We start from the raw sequence: 16763 nt of genomic DNA on the forward strand, positions 1-16763 counted from the left end.
CTTTTTTTGCTTCTCTGCCTGCCCTTTAAGGTTGTGATTGACGTGATAGTTCTGCTTAAAGATGTGATGGCGCCTGATGTGCGCGATCTCGTGAGCCACCGTGCAAGCCAGGTAACCGGTGCGCGGCCCATAGGCGCGGAAGGTGGCACGGGGTATTACTACGGTGCCGCTGGACGCCGCCCAACCCTGAATATCGCCAAGGGTGTAACCCTGGCGCATCAGTTCGTCCCATCCATTGCCATAGCGCTGGTAGGGGTTGAGTTGGACAAACATCTGACACTGATTAGGCTTGCAGAGACCCCGTTCCCGAGCGAGTTGGGCGGTGTAGCTGCCGCTAGCCACCATGAACGCGAGCGGCTGGCTGCCTAGATCATTGCCGCGGCTTAGGCGCCGCAACACGGTATCAAGGGTGCGCACCTCCGCTGGCGCTTTCTGGGTCCAAGACCAGGCACCAACACCGCAAGCGACAAGCCCCGCGGCCGCCAAGGCGACCGCAACCCCTTTTTGCCTGGTATCGCCATAACTCAAGGCTCCACCAGATCGAGCAGTTGCCCGGCTTCATCGACGAGGCGGTGGCGCTTGCCAGTACTGCGAGCTCGCGCTTGGGCGGTGCGAAAGGCATCGGCCTGGTTGTGCTTCTCCTGGAAGCGCTGCCAGCGGCCGAACTGGTCTTGCCACTGGATCACGATGCGGGTCATGGTTAGGTCGCTGGGTAACTGCAGCCAGCATCAGCTCAGCGCAGCCAGGCCGCGCAGGCCCTCCTGCGAACCACGAACGCGGAAGCGAAGCTCAGCGAGCCCAACAGCAGCCTGAAGGCCTTCTGCTTCACCTGGAATAGCGACAATCACATTCAGCAACTCAGCTCAGCGCGCAGGCCGTTGCGGGTCACTAGGTCGACGCGGACGCTGAGGAGCTCTTCCAGGGCCAACTTAAAATCCATGAATTGCTCGAGGCTGGGACTTGCCGGGAAATCAACCAGCAGGCCGAGATCACTGGCCGGCTGTGCGCCACCGCGAGCTACAGATCAGAAGACGCGCAGTTCAGCGAGGTTTGAGGGAAGCTGCTGACTCAAGCCCACCACCATCGCTGTGTTTTCAACAGGACGCAGCCAGCTCCAGCATCTCCAGCGTGCGCGCGCAACGCCGCCCGATCCGATCAAGCAGTGCAGCTGCGCTCTCCAGTCCGGCTGCTTCAAAGAGGGTGAGGCTGCTCACCGTCTTGGCGGCATCCAGCTCGCTGCCCATCAAGTGCTCCAAATCCTGGCCGGGCTGGTTGAGCTGCTCGTCGATCACGCTGATCACCGCCTCGAGCCGCTGCCTTAGCAACGGGGCCGCCAGGTAGGCGCGGGCCTCATCTAGGCCTGCAATGCCGTAGCACTGGGCCATTTCTGAGTGCCCAAGACCCGCCAGCTGCGGCAGAACGAACCAGACCCAGTGGCCAGTCTTTCTACCTATTGCCAGCTCGGCTAGAGCACTGTCGTAGAAGCTTGGCGCCCCATCGTTCTGAGCTTGCTGAAAGCGATGAAGATCGTTACGCGACATTACCTAAATGCTTTGCCAAGTGGTGACCAGGTGATTTCGAAGCACGCATATCACATAAGAATCGAGTTGCATTGAACCCCAACGCTATTTGTACTGCCGGCAGCTTGCGCGAAGTCAAGATTGAGAGCGCGCCCATCGCTAGTGAAAACGACGAGATGAATGAAGTCGTTCTCTATTGCATAAACTTCTTTGATCTGATCGGCACGCGTGGTTTCACCGGAGGCCGTTGTCGCAATACCGGCGAGGCTCTACTTGGCATACCAATTGATCTCCAAAGGTGTCCAACTGCGATCATCCAAACCCTCCGAATGACAACCCTAAAGCATGTTTGGGCTAATCGGCGAAGGGGCAGGCGTGAGGATTACTCAGATGACCTCATGCAAGAAACTCCATCAGCACATATTTGCCAAATGACCTTCATGCGCAACCAGGTCAAAGGTGCCGATTCTATTCACCAGATGCATAGATCTGGTTTGAATGGGGGAGCTTCCCGCCAATTTCGTGATCGTTGTGCCATAATTAGCAACTGATTCATCAATCGGCGGTCGTATCGTGGAAGCCACGAAAGCGCCGACCGCATAGAAGGTGGATAGATCAACACCCCCCTCCAGAGCACTGGTCCAGAGCACCACTGCCAGAAGAACAGCCATGATCAAGACCACCGCAGCTATGGCGCCAAGAAGTCAGCTGGACAGCCACAGCAGTCTTCAGTTCGCCTCTCTAACGCTATCGGCCAAGCAGTGATCGCACTGCTGCAGCAGTGGCAGTGCCTACGCGTTAGCCACCGCTAACGCCTCCAGAGGCAGTTCCTTGCCCCTGGAGGCGCATGATGCGATCACTCCAGATCGACGTTTTCAAGAAAAATTCGACAGTGCATGAGACGATCCGCATCAATAGCCCAGGCGGCAATGAGACTGTGTTTGGCCTCGGCGTCATCCTTCATCTCCGCCACCACTTCGTCGTGGAAGCTCTCCAGCCGCCGCATCAGAGTTAGGGCAATTTCCTGATCCTCGGCTGCACTGGTGGCCAGCGTCTTGATCAGATCCAACACTTGCTTGGCCTTGGCACTCGGCTGCCGCTCCGACTTCTCCGGGCGCTCGGGCTTGTTCTCCTGCATGGCGATCAATTCCTCCGGCGTATTGGGGATGCCAGCGCCCTGCGGCGCATCGGCCTGATCAGCCGCCATCTCCGGATGGACGCCAGCAGCGGGATCCACGGGCTTGCCACCTTGGAAGCGGTAACGGCCCCGGCCGGCGGAATCACTGGGCTTGCTCATGTCACCTCCAATTTCGATGACAGAAGTATCGCCAGCCCGAAAGATCTGGTGGCGCTTACTTGTGCGAATGACGGGCCACGGGCTGAAAGTGCTCGTCATTCGCACGTTGCATCCTCATCAGCAGACAAGATCCATTTGGATTGGCTGATCAGACACAAAAGCTTTCAGGACAACTTCCTGAATCAATCCACACAGGGTCTGGGCATTTCAAGCTCAAGTTTATTTATTATTTTACAGTGAAAACATGGAATTCTTGCTTTATCTCTATCCGCAGTCTCAAGAGATCTATCAGATGGTTGCCAGGGCAATTCGCGTCGTCGAAAATGCACCGGTGTGCAGGAAGCACGATATCTATGGCTGGTTCAGTCACTCCGATCGTACTTTGGCGATTTGTACGAGCCGAATTGCGTCAAGAGAAAACACAGTGCATTATATCAACGAAACCCTGCTGCACGAGTCGGTGCATCTGGCCCAATTCTGCAAGAATAAGGCACTGCTTCCTTTGGGTATTGCCCCTTCTCAAATCCAGCTTTCGGCCAGGAGAAAGCTGGATGTTGAGAAGGCTGTAAAAATCATTGGCCCCTCAATCCGGCAGGTTGAGAATGAAGCATTCTGGCTGGAAGACAAGCCCAATGAGGTCAAGTATGTCTTGAAAAAGTATTGTCTTTAAGTGGCCTGATTCAGTTGCCTTGCCGAGGTTGGTAGAGCTCCATCACCGCGCGCGCCTCCTGTACTTGCTTCTCACGCAGTTCGGTGGGCTGTTCGATCCGGATCCCTGCACCCCAGCGGAAGAGCCAGTTGCGGAGATCCCAGTCTCGTTCGAGAGTCCAACTGGGCAGGCGATATTCCACCGGGTAGGGATGGCTGTCCCCAGCGGGATTGGGTGGGAGGATGCAGCGCGTTCCTGGGTCCTTGATGCCATCGCCAGGGATCGCGCTAGAGAAGGCAATGTGCTCAAGCGGTAAACGCCGCGGTGTCTCACGGATCAGATTGAACACTCCCGGGGTACAGGAAAAGCGCAACACCTGGTAGGGCGGCTTGACAGTGCGGCCCAGCAACGGCCCCATCACCGCCAGTTGATCCTCGATGGTCTCGCCGAAATAGACCCCACCGCAGACGTCCATCAGCCGCTCCAGTCGCTCCAGAGCCCAGGCGTGTTCCTGCTCGCTGCTGCGGCGAACGTTGCCATCCTCTTTCGTCAGCACCAGCCGATCCAGGCGCAGCACGCGGATCAGGCCGAGGCCGTCGTTGCGGCCGATCGCGACGGTCTCAAAGGCCAGATACCAGCTGATGTTGTGGAAAATCAGCTGCAGGGGCCAGGCACGAAAGCTGCCGTCATCGCCTCGTTTCCGCCGCTGTTCATCCACCACGTCAGGGGTATGGCGCAACCACACACGGCGGCGGTCGCGGATCGCCCGCTCCACCCGGGGAGACAGCTCCAGGCTGGAGAGGGTGCCAGGCTTTTCTTCCGTGTATGAACGGTGCGCCAGGGCTCGCCTGGGCTGGCGTAGCCGGTCGGGGTTGCCATCAGCGCTGAGGATGCCAGCGCGTTGGAGCCGCTCCTCAAGGATGAGCAGCAGGGGCTTCTGCGATTGATCACTGAGGCGATCCTGAGAAGCCTTGAGCTGGGCGTGCACCTGCAGCAGTTGGTCGGCCGACAGCAGCGCCGTGCCAATCGCGTAACCCTGGCGGCGACTGTGGGGGCGACCCTTGCCCTTCACGGTTGGCAGAAAGCCGTAGGGGGTGAGGACGTGTTCGATGTCGTAGCGGAGCGCCGCTTCCTGGTCGGGGCGGTAGCTCCCCTCGATCTCTTGGAGGTTGTCGATCAGATGGCGGTAGAAGGGTCCGAATTCCGTGTTGGCCCGTCTGGCCCGGTTAGCCCTGGGGGGGGCAGGGGCGGATGGCTCCGGCTCCGATGCCTCCCGATCTGATGCGGCTTCTGGGGCATCAAAGGGATACTTGAGCACGTGGCGTAGCAGGGTGAACACCCGCCGGAACACCTCCGTACTCGCCAGGGCGGGGTGGCCGCCGTTAACAGTGCTGCCCTCTGGGGGGCCGGCGCTGCCGAGATCGATCGGCTGGTCGCTCTGCCAGTCGAGGCGGGTATATCCGTTGGCCTCCAGCCAGGCAAGGTCGGCGCGAATCGCCGCCACATCGCCGTAGCCGTCGCTGTTACCGCCGTGGACATCTTTCCAACTGACGAGATAGGCGGCTGCCCGCTCGGCCACATCGCCCTGGGGGGGTGGATTGCAGATCTTGAGCAGTTCGGGCGCCGTGCCGGGATCGCTGTCGTCAAGGCCGTTGAAGCTTGTGAGCAGGCGGAGCAGAAACAGCAGCCGCTCCAGATCCAGCAGACGTGAATAGCGGTGCAGCTGGGGGGTAACGGCGCGCTGGCGGTTGAGGGCATTGCGGATGCGCCCATCCAGGGCTGCTAGGCGGCCGCGCAGATCGTCATCGCTGCCTTCTCCGGCACCGGGGTTGAGGGCCACGATCACCGCAAAGCCCTCGGCCCGATCTGGCCGAAAGAAGCGGTTGTCGAGGCTGGCGTGGAACTCCTCGATCACCGCCTCAGGCACAGGTCGATCACGCCGCAGCGCCCAGGCCTTGCATTGCTCAAGGGGTGTGGTGAGCCACCAGCCAATCCACTCGACCGGCTGGGGCAGCTGCAGTTGCTGGGTGTAAAGGAGCCGCCACGGCCGGCGGGCGTTGGTGGCATCGATGATCACTGGCCGACCGGCCGTCACCGCGGTCTGCAGGCGCTGCAGCAACACGGTGCGGACTTCATCCCAGGGGCCCTGGACGCCAGCATCGCCAAACAGCTCCGCTCGGATCACATCGGTGGAGAGCACCAGGCCAGGGCCGCCATCGGCCCCCTGGAGCAGGGGCGCCAGCTGGTGCGCCAGGGTGGTTTTGCCACTGCCGGGCGGGCCAATCAGCAGGTGGCAGCGCAAGGGAGTGCCGGTCATGGATCCATCCTGCAGTGGGACTGGGGCTATTGCCATTCCCTACTGCGAATCACGGGCCATGGGCAGCGATCCCCTCTTGATCTGCGATGGTGGATGCCGTGGCGATGGTGGGGCCATTGGCTTACATCTCCTGGCGGAGCAAGTTATTAGCGGGAGGAACACTTTCCCCCTTTGACCGCGCAACGGCCCGGCAGGTGAGCCTCAAACGCAAGGTGAGTCAACTGACCCAACGTGCTGGGGCTGACCCGAACCAATTGAGTCGACTGCTGGTTCAGGCACAGCGGATCAAGCTCGTTGTCGATGCAGAGGCTGTGCGTGACCCAGCGATGAAGGATCCACGCAAGACCGCCAAACCCAACACTGGCCGTCTCAGCAAACCCGATCTACCCGGTGCTCCGCGCGGAGGCCGGACGACAACCAGCCTGGGGATTATCGGTTGAAGCAGCGGCTGTCGTTCGCAGGAGCTGGTCGCAATCCACGGCCCTGCTGCGAACACTGGTATAGCTGTCGTAGTTGATGGATGTCCGGCGATCTCCCCCGAAGCCCTTATCGGATCCCATCGGTGCTGAGGGATCTGGTGTTGGTGGACATGCTGGAACTCACCGGCAGCACCGTGGCTGCTGCCCAGCTCCTCAATGTGTCCCAGCCCAGTGTGAGCCGGCGCTACAGGCGCCTGGCTGCGGAGATGGGTCTGCAGCAACAGCGCAGCAGCCCCCCAGGGCGGCGTTTCTGCGACACGGTTTGGATGCGCATGCTGCGGCAGGGCGTGAACCGTCACCGGCTGGCTTGCGGGGTGTTGAGAGTGGGTGGGCCTGCGGCGGCAGAACCGCTGGTTCGTGGTTGGATCTGGGCCGAGTGGGTGCCGTTGCCGGCCGCGAGCCTGAGCCAAAGCAGCGCTCTCCTGGAGCTCGATCTGCTGGATGGGGTGGTGCTGGATCGCGATCAGATCAGCGCGTTGCAAACGAGCGATCTGAACGTGCTGCCCTTGGCAGAAGCTCAACAGCTGTGGCTGTGTTGCCGGCACGATCCGCTGGTGGAGGAGATCGCCCGAAGGGCGTGCCGAAGCCAATAGGGGAGTGGAGAGTGAAGCGGCGATGCTGGCGGCCGGCATAGGCGCCAGCGCATCCCGGAGGCCCACCCATGGACGTAGTGGCTGAGCGCCTGTTTCATCCAGGTCACCACAGCAATCCCTAAGAATGATGCTGTGGCGGTGGTCTGAAGCCAACAGACTCAAGGAATAATCCCTGACATTTATGCCCTTGCATCAGGCTGTAGGCCCGAGAGCTGAAGCAGCGAAGGGAACCTGCTCTGGATTTCCGGGCCTTGATGCAGCATCAAACTGGCGGCCACACCGGCCAGACGCTCCACCTCGGTGCGGAACTCATAGCCGTGGTGCATGTTCATGGCATGGGCCGCTTCATGGATGAGAATCTTCAATGACTCGGCCCCAAAGGGTGCCTGCCAGAAGCACGCCTGATCGAGCGCCAGGGTGAGCACGTTGCTGGAACTCCAGTGGGCATAGAGCTGCCTGGGAAGGCTGGTATTGAGGGTCAGCTTTCCCGTCACCGGGTCCTGGGTTTCATCGCAGCTGTTCACCAACTGCTGACAGAACCAGACCGCAAACGTCAGGCAGCTGGCCACATGCTGCACGCCGCCCTGTTGTTCAATCCAGCGGCCGCGCCCATCGGTCGCACGCAGCGCCTCGGCGATCGAGAAGCCCTTGGAGCCTGCCTGCTCCGCTTTTGAGGCTTCGTCGCAGCGCACCACCTCCTGGGCGGAGGGAACGTGCAACTTGAGAATCTCGCGGAAGCCGCCGCTGGCCTGGGCGGTGTTGATCACCTGCACGCCCAGCTCACGGGCGTCCTCATCGAAATGACGGGCACCCACACGCGGTACCGAGCGGGCGATGTTGCGACCGAAAGCCCGTTCGATGATCCGCTTCTGCACCTCCCCATCACAACGGCGGGCGGCAGCGCCCACCCAGTCCTCCTTGACAGTCGCCTCCCCCATGCCGTCCAGCAGGGTGGGCAAACAGGCCACATGCAGTTTCAGCGGATAGCCCGAGGCCACCGCATCGCGGTTGGGGTTCATCGGCACCCTCTGCTGGATGTCGCAGTGGAAGGGCACGCTCCAATCCAGGGCCGCCACCGGGATCCCCATCTCGTAGATCGTGGGTGATTCATTCGCAGCACAGGGCACCAGTTGGATGGTGGTGCGGCGATTCGGTTTCTTCCAGCTCTGGCTGCCGGTGTCGTACACCTCGGTGGTGAGGGTGGTGTCGATGCGGTGCAGGGCCGGCCGCGGCTCAATCCGCTGGTCGTTGACCTCCAGAGCAATGCCTTCTGGCACCAGGAACCGGGCGAAATAGCCCTGCAGCTGCTCGCAGATCTCAGCAGACCAGGGCATCTGCATGCTTACGCGCGTTCCGCTCAGCGGTGTAGCCAGCTGGCTTTGGCGTGTAACCCGCTCGCCGTTGTCGCGTAGAAACTCAAGCCGTTGGCTGCCGCTCACCACCTGCGCCTGCTGGGCGATGCAGAGGGCCTCCTTGAAGCCTCGGCCGAAACGCCCTCGCTTGCGATGGCTGTCGGTCTTGTGGGTCAGGTACACCACGCGCAGATCGGCGAGGGCATCGATTCCGCTGCCGTTGTCCTCGCAGTCCACCGACAGGTGGTCCCCCCAATGGCGGAACTGCAGTTGAATCCGGCCGAGCTGGCCGTCAGCGAAGGAATCAAGGGCGTTCTGCACCAGCTCCTTCACCAAGTGCTCCGGAGGCCGTGCCGCGTTCATGGCAGCAAAACCGTCGGTGCTGATCGCCAGCCAGCCCTGGATATTGGTGCTCATCAATCCGATCCGCCGGGTTGGGCGCGTTGTGGGGATCAGTCTTCCGCGGCCAGCGGACTGATTGGGGTCGGGTCATGCGAATGACGGCTACGGGCATCGGTAGGGCCTCGATCACCAGGGGTAGTCCTGCAACACCCTTTGGAGGGCCGAAAGCACGGCGAGCAGGTCGTGAAGCTCCACCGATCGCCCTCGCCCACCCCGTGGCGGATGGCCCATCCAGTTGCCGAAGCAGCGCACCTGATGGAGGCAGCTGATCAACCATGGATCTGCACCTCGCTTTCTCAACGCGTGGATGCCGGTGTTCAGGTTGAGGCACTCCGTCATGCCCTCCTCCGCCACCCTCTGAATCACGAGCTGTTCAACCACCCGACGCGCCAGAATGCCCAGACTGATTGGTGAAACCTGCTCGGTGCGCAGCAGGGCCAGCAATTCGCTCATGTCATTGGTCAGGCTTGGCGTCTGAGCATTCGCGGGCATGCTCCAGTCATTCAGCAGGCCGCCGAGCCGATGTAGTCCTGGGACATCGTGAGGCAGGGCAACCTTCATGCCTTGGGGATCCACCCGCTCCAGTGCGGCATCGATCGCATCTCCCAGCATCTGCAGGTGAACGTCTGTTTTGTCGAAAAGAATCAGCCGCTGCAGTTCGGGCACGTGCCGAAAAGCCTGTCGATAGGGCTCAAGCAGATCGGGAACATGGGTGAGCACTTCAATGCCCTGGTTGCCACTGCCGAGTAGTGGCGTGGCCACCGACGAGCAGGCAATCCGGCGCATCGGCAAAAGTGCCAACAAGGAAAACAAGCGGTTGAACGGCGGCCAGGGCAAAAGATCGCCTTCTCCGGTCCATGCGATCGCGCCCTCCACAACGGCGATACGCCGAAAGCGGCTCAGACCTGCCGGCTGGTTGTCCCACTCCAGTGGGATGCTCACCCAGCACTGCAGCGGACTGTCACGCAAGTCGAGCGCCTTGGGGAGCCGCTCAAGCTCGATCCCGTACATCTCCTGAAGCCGGGCGATCAGGGTGCCGGGCCTCGGGAGATAGCAGCGCTCGAAGGCTGAAACCACCAGCAGGTCGGTCTCTAGAGCCAGTGCGGGGAAATCACCCACCCGCAGCTCTACGCAGCGCTGCGCGCCTGCTGTATCCACATCGAAGAAATTGAGCAGCACCAGCGTCTCTGCGCAGCGGCCCCAAGTCTGCATTCCATTGCGAGTGGCCGTGAAGCCGTGGTGCTTCGCAGGAGCAGGGCAATGGTCCACGCCCACGCGCCCAACATTGAGTTCATCGCTCTATTGATCCCTCCCCATGACCTTCCCGTCCTTGTTGCCGGTTCTGGTCACCCAGCCGCAGAAGCCGGCCATCAGCCGTGAGGGCTGCCGCCTTGATGTGGTGGTTCAGCTCCAAGCCCCGCCGCTGGCTGTTACCAGCCGGCGTGCTCCCGTGGCGATCGCCGTGGTGATCGACCGCTCCGGCTCAATGGCCGGACCCAAGCTGGAGGCGGCCTGCATGGCAGCACAGCAACTGGTGCGCCGGCTTACGCCCGAGGATCGGGTCGCGGTAATCAGCTTCGATCAGACGGTGGCCACGGTGGTGCCCCTGGGGCCGCCAGGGGAGGAGGCGGTTCGACGCATCGCTGCGATCCGATCGGGTGGTTCCACGGCGCTGTTCGAGGGCTGGCGGCAGGGGATGGAGGCCCTGCGGCAGGCCCCTGGGCTGGAGGTTCATCAGCGCCGGGTGCTGCTGCTCACCGACGGCCAGGCCAACATGGGACCCCGGCGAAGCTCCGAGGTGGCCCCCTTGTTGGGGGAAGCATTCGAGTACGGCATCAGCACCAGCTGCATCGGCCTGGGAGACGACTACGACGAACGCCTGCTCACCGCCATGGCGGAAGCGGGCAACGGCAACCTGGTGCACCTCACCACACCGGAGCAGTTGGAAACGGTGTTCTCCGCAGAGCTGGAGGGCCTGCAGCTGACGATCGGCCGAGGGTTGCAGCTGCGGCTGCATGCTGCGGCCGGAGTGGAGCTGCGCCGGATACACAACCCGATGACGCCGGATCACGAAGGCTGGATCGCCATGGGTGCTCTGCAGGCGGGATCGACGGCGTCACTGGCTCTTGAATTGCAGATACCGGCGTTGGATTGCAAAGATCCGGAATGCGTCGTGCTGCTGCGGGTTCAAGCTCGCTGGTGGGATCAGGATGGCCAACCGCAGGCGGTGGGCGGATTGCTACGGCTGCCTCAGGTGGAAGCCAGCGCCTGGCAACAGCTCCCAAACGCCCCCGAGGTGGAGCGTGAGGTGGCCCTGCAACAGGCGGCACGGCAACGGCGGCAGGCCATGCAGGGAATCGATCGAGGCGATGCCGCCATGGGCCAGGCGCCAATCCGGGCGGCCCTCGAGAGCCTCCAGCAGCTCAAGGGCAGTGCTGACGTGGAGCGCGAAAAACAGCTTCTGAGCGAACTGCTGGAGCTGCTCTCCACGGATCAGCTGAACCTGGCGCGCAAGGTGATGGGCACCCAGGCATTCATGCGAGCCCGCGGCCGCAAGCTGCGCGACAGCGAGGGCCGCGACGATGACTGAACTGCAGCAACGCCTGCTCGCCGATCTGCATCAGTTCGCTGTGCCCCGCCATGCCCGCTGGGATCCACTTGGGTTGATGGCGGTGCGCCAGGCGCTGCGGGAGCGCATGGAGGAGCTCGGGCCGCTGGAGGAACACCGCTTTGGTGGCGGCAGCGAGGCGGGCACAAACCTGATCCTGAAGCTGCCGGGCCGCGAACCCAGGCGCCGGCCCGTGCTGGTGGGCGCCCATTACGACGGGCCGCTGCAATCACCGGGTGCCGACGACAATGCCAGCGGCTTGGCGGCCCTTCTGGAGCTGGCCCGCCGCTGGGCGGCCGAACCACCGCGGCGGCCGGTGTGGATCGTGGCCTTCGACCAGGAGGAATGGGGCATGGTGGGCAGCAGCGCCCTGGCACAGGAGCTGCGGGCGGCAGCCCAACCCCTGAAGCTGATGGTGAGCCTGGAAATGCTGGCCTTCAGCAGTAAGGAGCAGAACTACCCGGTTCCGGGGATGGAGAGGGTGTACGGCAACCGCGGTGACTTCATCGCCCTGGTGGCGAACGCCGGCGCCGGCCTGCTGCTGCCGGGGCTGGCTCGAGCGATGGGACGGCACGTGCCCACCAAGGTGCTGCCGGTGCCCAACGGCGGCCGTGCCATCCCGGATGTGCGCCTCAGCGACCACAGCCCGTTCTGGGATGCGGGATACGACGCGCTCATGGTGACTGACACCTCGTTTATGCGGAATCCGCATTACCACCAGATGAGCGATACGGTCGACACTTTGGATCTGCCGTTCTTCTGTGGTGTTGTAGAGGGGTTGGCTGCTGGGCTGGCGAGAATCTGAGGTCAACTGCAGTCGGTGGGCCTGTCCGATCGCTGCGATCGCAAGGAGCCAAAGAAAACATCGAAACCATCAAAAGATCGGCACAGCAAATGGGCCCGGCGATGAGTTTGAGATCAAGCTGGGCAAAAAGCAGATCCGACTGACGCCGGTTGGAGGCAGCGACGAGGAGGACTGGACTGCGAACAACAAAAGCAGCCTGTAAGCGTTTGTTGCACAGGCACGCCACGCTCCTGAGCTGCTTTCAGAGTGAAACTCATGCGCCACTGATGCAGGTGCCGGCATGAGCGCCAGCCCCCTTGCCCGGCCGCTCCGGGAAACCCCCGCTCCCCCGGGGGTTTTCTGTTGTCACCCGTCAGGGAAATGTTGCCAGGGTCTAGGGGCCGGAGTTTCAGCTGGACAGTGGGCAGAGCAACGGCGCCGGCACGCGGTAAGTACGCCACTCGCCGTTGCTGCTGCTCACCTCCACCCCGATCAGGCAGGCGGGATGGTCGGGTTCGCTGTGATCGCCGATCCAGGCGATGGCATCAGCGATGGCGTCATCAACGGAGTTGTACTGACCGTCGAGCTGACAGTGGGGCTCGCAGCTGCCGTCGATGAAGCGGTAGCTGCGCTCGATGGGCTGAGAGGCCTTGCGATATCGAACCGAGGATCCAATTACCTGCATATCCGTTCTTCTAGAAGCAACACCTTGGCCAGCAGCAAGGGGACATGGCTGTATCGAGCGGAACGTTTTGATGTCTCGTTACTCGGTGGCCTCTGGCCTGGGGCCCGCAAGGGCTACTGCAGCTGAGAAAGGTGGCGGGTCCAGGAGCTGGCGATCACTCCCCTTGGTCTGCCCGGCACCAACCCCGCGCAAGGGCTGACGCAAGTCGCTGCGCGACCCTTGCGCGGGGTTGGCTTCTCCGGGGCGCAAAGGCAGGGTCGTTCGCCAGCACAGCCATGGCCGCAACTGCCCTTCCCTTCTCCCTCGAGCCCGTTCTCCCATCGGCTGAGCGGCACTGCCCGATTCGCATCATCTCGGTGCATCTGCTGGATGCCGCAGGCCAGCTGCTGCGGGTGCTGTTCCTCGATCGAGAAGGGCACATCAGCTCCCAGCCGCACTACGTGCCCCGCGAGGAGGCCCTGATCCTGGCTGCCAATCAGCAGCGGGTGCTTGGCTCTCAGGCCCGAGTGCAGGTGCTCTGAGCCACTAGCCCGGCGGCTACCCCGCCGGGCTTTCTCCAGCACAGGGAGAGCCCCGCAGCCGTCAGCCCCGTTCAGCCCAGCCCCACATAAACCGGTTGAAACCACTTCATCCGCCGGCTCTGACGCTTCTCGCCATGCAGGACGGTGTGCCAGTGGCCTCGGCGCCAATGGGGCCGGCGCGGGGCGCTGCTGCTGGCGCCACTCGGGCTGCTCGGTGAGGGTGCCCTGGTGGTGCGATCAAGCCGCAAGTCCTTGCCGATCCACACCGGGCCCTGGGGCTTCACGGCGCCGGGGGCATCCGCACCACCACCAGCCGAGAAGCCCTTACCGCTTGGCACCTTGGCGGCCGGGGCTGTGGTGAGCAGTTCCGGCTGGTAGAGCTGCACGAGCAAGGCGTTGATTGCCAGGCCCTCCATGCGCTGGTTGGTGCTCTGCACCGCCTGCTCATCCCGCTCGTAAGCCGGATGGCTCATGTCTTCCTCGGTGGGTTGGCGCTCGCCGATCTGGGCAAAGGAGTGGCGGGTGAGGTAGCTGCTGCCATCGAGGGCCAGACCAACGCAGCTGGTACCACTGATGCGGTGGGCCTCGGCCGGCAGCCAGTCGGCCATCACCCGCAGATCGGCCACGATCAGCTCCGGGATCGGCACCCCGTCTTCTGTGAACAGGGCACCGTCGGGAAGCATCAGCCGGAAACAGGGGAGCACCTGCGGCAGCTCGTCATCGAGGCGGGGAGAAGGGGTGCGGCGAAATGCCTCAGCCAACTCCGGAGCCAGGAAGCGGGGCGGAGCGTCCACAATCCGGGCCCAGCGGCAGGTTGTCGCCGCCCAAAAGCCGATCGGATCTTCCAGCGCATCCATCACCTGCAGACCCGCCTCGATCAGGGCGGCATAAGCCAGGTGATTGGCCCAGTGCTGAAAGCCCCGCGGGGAGCGGTAGCGGTGCTGCTCCTGCTGGATGTACGGGTCCTGGCGGCGCAGTTTTGTGATCACTGAGCCGATCGGCGGTCTCATCAGGCAGGTAGTGGCGGCTTGCCGGGCTGCTGCTCCAGGCTCACCACATTCACCTGGGTTGTCTCGTCATCGGCCCAGGGCACCGTCGACAGCACAAGGGAGCTACGCGGGGTGAGCGGTGCGATGGCGGTCACCGTGCCACGGGCAAACGGTCCAAGGCTGGTGGGAGCATCAGGGCCGCTCTCCATGGCCAGCGACTGCAGGAACGCCTTGGTAATGCGCACAATGTCGCCGAACTGCAGGGGTGCGCTCACGTTGCTTTCTGGCGGGCATGACCCATCCTGAGCTTGGGTGTACTGCCCGCACCCAGCCCTGCCGTGAAGGACATCCGGATCAGCACCCAGGACGATCTACCAGGACCTGATGGGGATGAGCCCTACACGCTGTTCGTAAACCAAACCGAGTACGGCAACGCCCGCTTCCTACGCACCAACGTGCTCTCGGCCCGGCCTGACCTCAAGAAGTTCACGGCGCTGCGCTTCCGACAGGAGGTCAAGCGCCATGCCGATGGCCTCGGGCCGGGGGAAGACCTTGTGATGGTTTTCATGGAGGCCCAGGGGCTGGAGCCGCCGCTGACCCTGGTGTGCAGTGACCTGCATCTGGAGATGGAGGGCTACCCGGTGGAGCAGGGGGCGGAGATAGAGATCCCGCTGCTGTCGCAGGGTGTTGCTAGCGCAATGCCGGTGTAGCAGGAGCCCCCTTTTATGCCACACACCCCCAGGTACTGGACCAGATGGGCAGCCTTCACAGCTGGGGGCTAAAAGTATGCGCCCTTTGCATAAATCCAAGACTCGCAGCTTCAATTGCTCCTGGTGTACTGCCGCATCGCCGCCGCTAGGTGCAGACTGACCGCAGCTTCCCCTCACCCCCATGCCAATCCCGCCGCTGCAGGCGGATCAACAATCGCCCCCATGGCCGTAATGACCGCCCGTCTGAACGCCATAAAGCACGCTGCCAAGGCCAGGGAGCTTGTGGGGTGCGAGCCCTTCCGGTTCATCACGTTCAAGCTGAAGGGGGAGGCCGCCCGGGCGGTGTATCGGGTCAGGCAGAGCACGATCGATTCCCTGATCCTGCACAGGGACAAGCTGGCCGTACTCGAAATCGTCTGCGGGGACCGCAAGTGGAGTGCCATGCAGAAAGGATGCGGAATCTGCATATCAAGCAGGTTTAGACAGGGAGTCCGGAGGTAGCAAAATGGAGGAAAAGCGCAGAAAGGCCGTGCCGACTGGTGAACCAGGCGCTCAGGCGGCAGGCGTGAAAAAAGGTGGGCGGAAGGGAGCCTCAGGGCAGGCAAGCCACCTAATCCCAACCCTTGAGGGGCTGAGAAATAAGCTACTTGATCTGACAACTAGAAATAATCTTCTCAACCTTTCACTGAACGACAAACGCACGCGGCGCCTGATCCGGTTTGTCCATTCTGATCTGCAGGGAACGCTGAATGCTCTTTGTTCTGGCACGACCCTGCCCCTCATCGCATTGCCCGATCCTCCCGAAAAAGAGCTTCGCGAGGTGAACGACGATGAGCTTGAGGCCGCACTTGCGAAAGCACGGCTAGAAGATCCTCTCTATCAGCAGATTCTGAGCGACAGCGCAAAAGACAAAGGAATAAGCCCTGCGTTAGCCAGTGCGGAAGATCGGCTCAGGAGTCAAGTCCGAGAGGAGCTTGAGACTTCGAACAAAAAGAAAATAAGGTCTCCAAACCTAGCCAGATGGGCAGAAGAGAAAGGCATCAGTCCTTCATATGAGTTGCCATGCAAAAGCGCTGGGCGATCTATGAAGAGCAGCGGAATTCAGACGCTATTGCTTGGTGCCCGCCTTGAGCGTGTCGCCGAGGCGATACGGAAGCAGGCCGTTAGCTCCATAGAGGAGACCGGCAACAATATCCTTTATCTAACATTTGGCGGCCTTTCATGGAACGTAAAAGACAGAGAGCTTTATGCACCTCTCATTCTTCTACCAGTTGAGATTTCAAATGCCGGAGCCAGGGGCGGATCTCGCTGTTACACACTTAGAGCAGTCGACGATATTCCTATTGAAAATGTAACGCTTCGCGAAAGACTTAAGAAAGATTTCTCGGTAGACCTACCCGAGCTGGATCTTCAAGAGCAGGCGACAGGTCTGGCTAGCTATTTTGAGGCAGTAGAGGCTGCGATTTCCGACAACCCCGCCTGGAGCGTCAGACGCTTCATAAATCTCTCTCTGTTTAGCTTTAGCGGTCTAGGGCTCTATAAAGATCTTGACCCAGCAGTGGTACAAGCCTCGCCGTTAGTGCGCCAAATCTTGTCCGCTGATTTGAACTCTAGCAAGAAAGAAAAAACGCCTGTACGTATTGCCGACGATGAATCTGTAGACAAGCCTGAAGTTAGCGGAAAAGTCCCCGTTCTGATTACTCAGGCAGATGCTAGCCAGTTTGCGGCGATCGCAGATGTCATGGAAGGCAGGTCGCTGGTCATTGAGGGGCCACCAGGAACAGGCAAAAGCCAGACAATTACCAATATTATTGCGAATGCTCTCTACTCAGGCAAGAGGGTCTTGTTTGTTGCCGA

Annotated in this window: 21 protein-coding genes and 1 pseudogene; 10 read left to right on the forward strand and 12 right to left on the reverse strand. The window is 61.7% G+C overall.

The genetic code is table 11. From position 1 onward, the window contains the following. From KBZ15_RS05090 to KBZ15_RS05115, 6 genes and pseudogenes are all read right to left on the reverse strand, one after another. A partial coding sequence (locus KBZ15_RS05090) for a hypothetical protein (RefSeq protein ID WP_255013898.1) occupies positions 1-417 on the reverse strand: 417 nt, incomplete at its 3' end. A gap of 107 nt (positions 418-524) precedes the next feature. After that, positions 525-698 carry a hypothetical protein gene (locus KBZ15_RS05095; RefSeq protein ID WP_255013900.1) on the reverse strand — a complete coding sequence of 58 codons (174 nt, stop codon included), beginning with the start codon at positions 696-698 and terminating at the stop codon, positions 525-527. A gap of 152 nt (positions 699-850) precedes the next feature. Further along, positions 851-1012 (reverse strand): annotated as a pseudogene (locus KBZ15_RS05100) (nucleotidyltransferase family protein); the annotation flags it as partial. A gap of 82 nt (positions 1013-1094) precedes the next feature. Further along, a complete protein-coding gene (locus KBZ15_RS05105; protein ID WP_255013902.1) occupies positions 1095-1541 on the reverse strand; it encodes a DUF1810 domain-containing protein in 447 nt (148 codons plus the stop codon). A 392-nt stretch (positions 1542-1933) separates the two neighbouring features. Next, positions 1934-2191 (reverse strand): hypothetical protein, encoded by a 258-nt coding sequence (locus KBZ15_RS05110; protein WP_255013904.1) that lies wholly within the window; start codon positions 2189-2191, stop codon positions 1934-1936. A gap of 185 nt (positions 2192-2376) precedes the next feature. After that, positions 2377-2727: a hypothetical protein gene (locus KBZ15_RS05115; RefSeq protein WP_255013906.1), complete on the reverse strand. Its 351-nt coding sequence runs from the start codon at positions 2725-2727 to the stop codon at positions 2377-2379. A gap of 6 nt (positions 2728-2733) precedes the next feature. On the opposite strand from KBZ15_RS05115, the gene KBZ15_RS05120 reads away from it, so the two are divergent. Further along, positions 2734-3057 (forward strand): hypothetical protein, encoded by a 324-nt coding sequence (locus KBZ15_RS05120; protein ID WP_255013907.1) that lies wholly within the window; start codon positions 2734-2736, stop codon positions 3055-3057. A gap of 4 nt (positions 3058-3061) precedes the next feature. Continuing rightward, positions 3062-3487: a hypothetical protein gene (locus KBZ15_RS05125; protein ID WP_255013909.1), complete on the forward strand. Its 426-nt coding sequence runs from the start codon at positions 3062-3064 to the stop codon at positions 3485-3487. Positions 3488-3497: 10 nt separating this feature from the next. Here the strand turns inward: KBZ15_RS05125 and KBZ15_RS05130 are convergent, their stop codons facing one another. Further along, complete coding sequence (locus KBZ15_RS05130) at positions 3498-5783, reverse strand: AAA family ATPase (protein ID WP_255013910.1); 2286 nt, start codon at positions 5781-5783, stop codon at positions 3498-3500. An 86-nt stretch (positions 5784-5869) separates the two neighbouring features. Between KBZ15_RS05130 and KBZ15_RS05135 the strand changes: the two genes are divergently transcribed. Then, positions 5870-6223 carry a hypothetical protein gene (locus tag KBZ15_RS05135; protein WP_255013911.1) on the forward strand — a complete coding sequence of 118 codons (354 nt, stop codon included), beginning with the start codon at positions 5870-5872 and terminating at the stop codon, positions 6221-6223. A gap of 80 nt (positions 6224-6303) precedes the next feature. After that, entirely contained in the window at positions 6304-6855 is a 552-nt protein-coding gene (locus KBZ15_RS05140; protein WP_255013913.1) for a LysR family transcriptional regulator, read from the forward strand. Between the two features lie 179 nt (positions 6856-7034). Here KBZ15_RS05140 and KBZ15_RS05145 read toward each other — a convergent pair whose 3' ends face one another. Both KBZ15_RS05145 and KBZ15_RS05150 read right to left on the reverse strand, forming a co-directional pair. Continuing rightward, positions 7035-8624 (reverse strand): ATP-binding protein, encoded by a 1590-nt coding sequence (locus tag KBZ15_RS05145; RefSeq protein ID WP_255013914.1) that lies wholly within the window; start codon positions 8622-8624, stop codon positions 7035-7037. A gap of 111 nt (positions 8625-8735) precedes the next feature. Then, entirely contained in the window at positions 8736-9821 is a 1086-nt protein-coding gene (locus KBZ15_RS05150) for a DUF4145 domain-containing protein (RefSeq protein ID WP_255013915.1), read from the reverse strand. 103 nt (positions 9822-9924) lie between these two features. On the opposite strand from KBZ15_RS05150, the gene KBZ15_RS05155 reads away from it, so the two are divergent. After that, positions 9925-11199, forward strand: a complete 1275-nt coding sequence (locus KBZ15_RS05155) for a VWA domain-containing protein (RefSeq protein WP_255013916.1) — start codon at positions 9925-9927, stop codon at positions 11197-11199. Then, positions 11192-12022: a M20/M25/M40 family metallo-hydrolase gene (locus KBZ15_RS05160; protein ID WP_255013918.1), complete on the forward strand. Its 831-nt coding sequence runs from the start codon at positions 11192-11194 to the stop codon at positions 12020-12022. The genes KBZ15_RS05155 and KBZ15_RS05160 overlap by 8 nt, the downstream gene beginning before the upstream one ends. Before the next feature lie 388 nt (positions 12023-12410). Here KBZ15_RS05160 and KBZ15_RS05170 read toward each other — a convergent pair whose 3' ends face one another. Continuing rightward, positions 12411-12686 (reverse strand): hypothetical protein, encoded by a 276-nt coding sequence (locus KBZ15_RS05170; RefSeq protein ID WP_255013919.1) that lies wholly within the window; start codon positions 12684-12686, stop codon positions 12411-12413. Between the two features lie 275 nt (positions 12687-12961). On the opposite strand from KBZ15_RS05170, the gene KBZ15_RS05175 reads away from it, so the two are divergent. Further along, positions 12962-13207 carry a hypothetical protein gene (locus KBZ15_RS05175; protein ID WP_255013920.1) on the forward strand — a complete coding sequence of 82 codons (246 nt, stop codon included), beginning with the start codon at positions 12962-12964 and terminating at the stop codon, positions 13205-13207. Positions 13208-13278: 71 nt separating this feature from the next. On the opposite strand, the gene KBZ15_RS05180 is transcribed toward KBZ15_RS05175, so the two are convergent. Both KBZ15_RS05180 and KBZ15_RS05185 read right to left on the reverse strand, forming a co-directional pair. Further along, on the reverse strand, positions 13279-14217 hold the full coding sequence (locus tag KBZ15_RS05180; protein WP_255013922.1) for a hypothetical protein: 939 nt from the start codon (positions 14215-14217) through the stop codon (positions 13279-13281). Continuing rightward, positions 14217-14471 carry a hypothetical protein gene (locus KBZ15_RS05185; protein ID WP_255013923.1) on the reverse strand — a complete coding sequence of 85 codons (255 nt, stop codon included), beginning with the start codon at positions 14469-14471 and terminating at the stop codon, positions 14217-14219. The genes KBZ15_RS05180 and KBZ15_RS05185 overlap by 1 nt, the downstream gene beginning before the upstream one ends. A gap of 33 nt (positions 14472-14504) precedes the next feature. Between KBZ15_RS05185 and KBZ15_RS05190 the strand changes: the two genes are divergently transcribed. From KBZ15_RS05190 to KBZ15_RS05200, 3 genes are all read left to right on the forward strand, one after another. Beyond that, positions 14505-14906, forward strand: coding sequence for a hypothetical protein (locus KBZ15_RS05190; RefSeq protein WP_255013924.1), 402 nt, complete (start codon positions 14505-14507; stop codon positions 14904-14906). A 231-nt stretch (positions 14907-15137) separates the two neighbouring features. After that, a complete protein-coding gene (locus KBZ15_RS05195; protein WP_255013925.1) occupies positions 15138-15407 on the forward strand; it encodes a hypothetical protein in 270 nt (89 codons plus the stop codon). A 4-nt stretch (positions 15408-15411) separates the two neighbouring features. Beyond that, the coding region (locus tag KBZ15_RS05200; RefSeq protein WP_255013927.1) for a DUF4011 domain-containing protein at positions 15412-16763 on the forward strand (1352 nt) is incomplete at its 3' end.

Source organism: Cyanobium sp. BA20m-p-22, assembly GCF_024346275.1.
In the GTDB taxonomy this organism is placed as follows: domain Bacteria; phylum Cyanobacteriota; class Cyanobacteriia; order PCC-6307; family Cyanobiaceae; genus Cyanobium_A.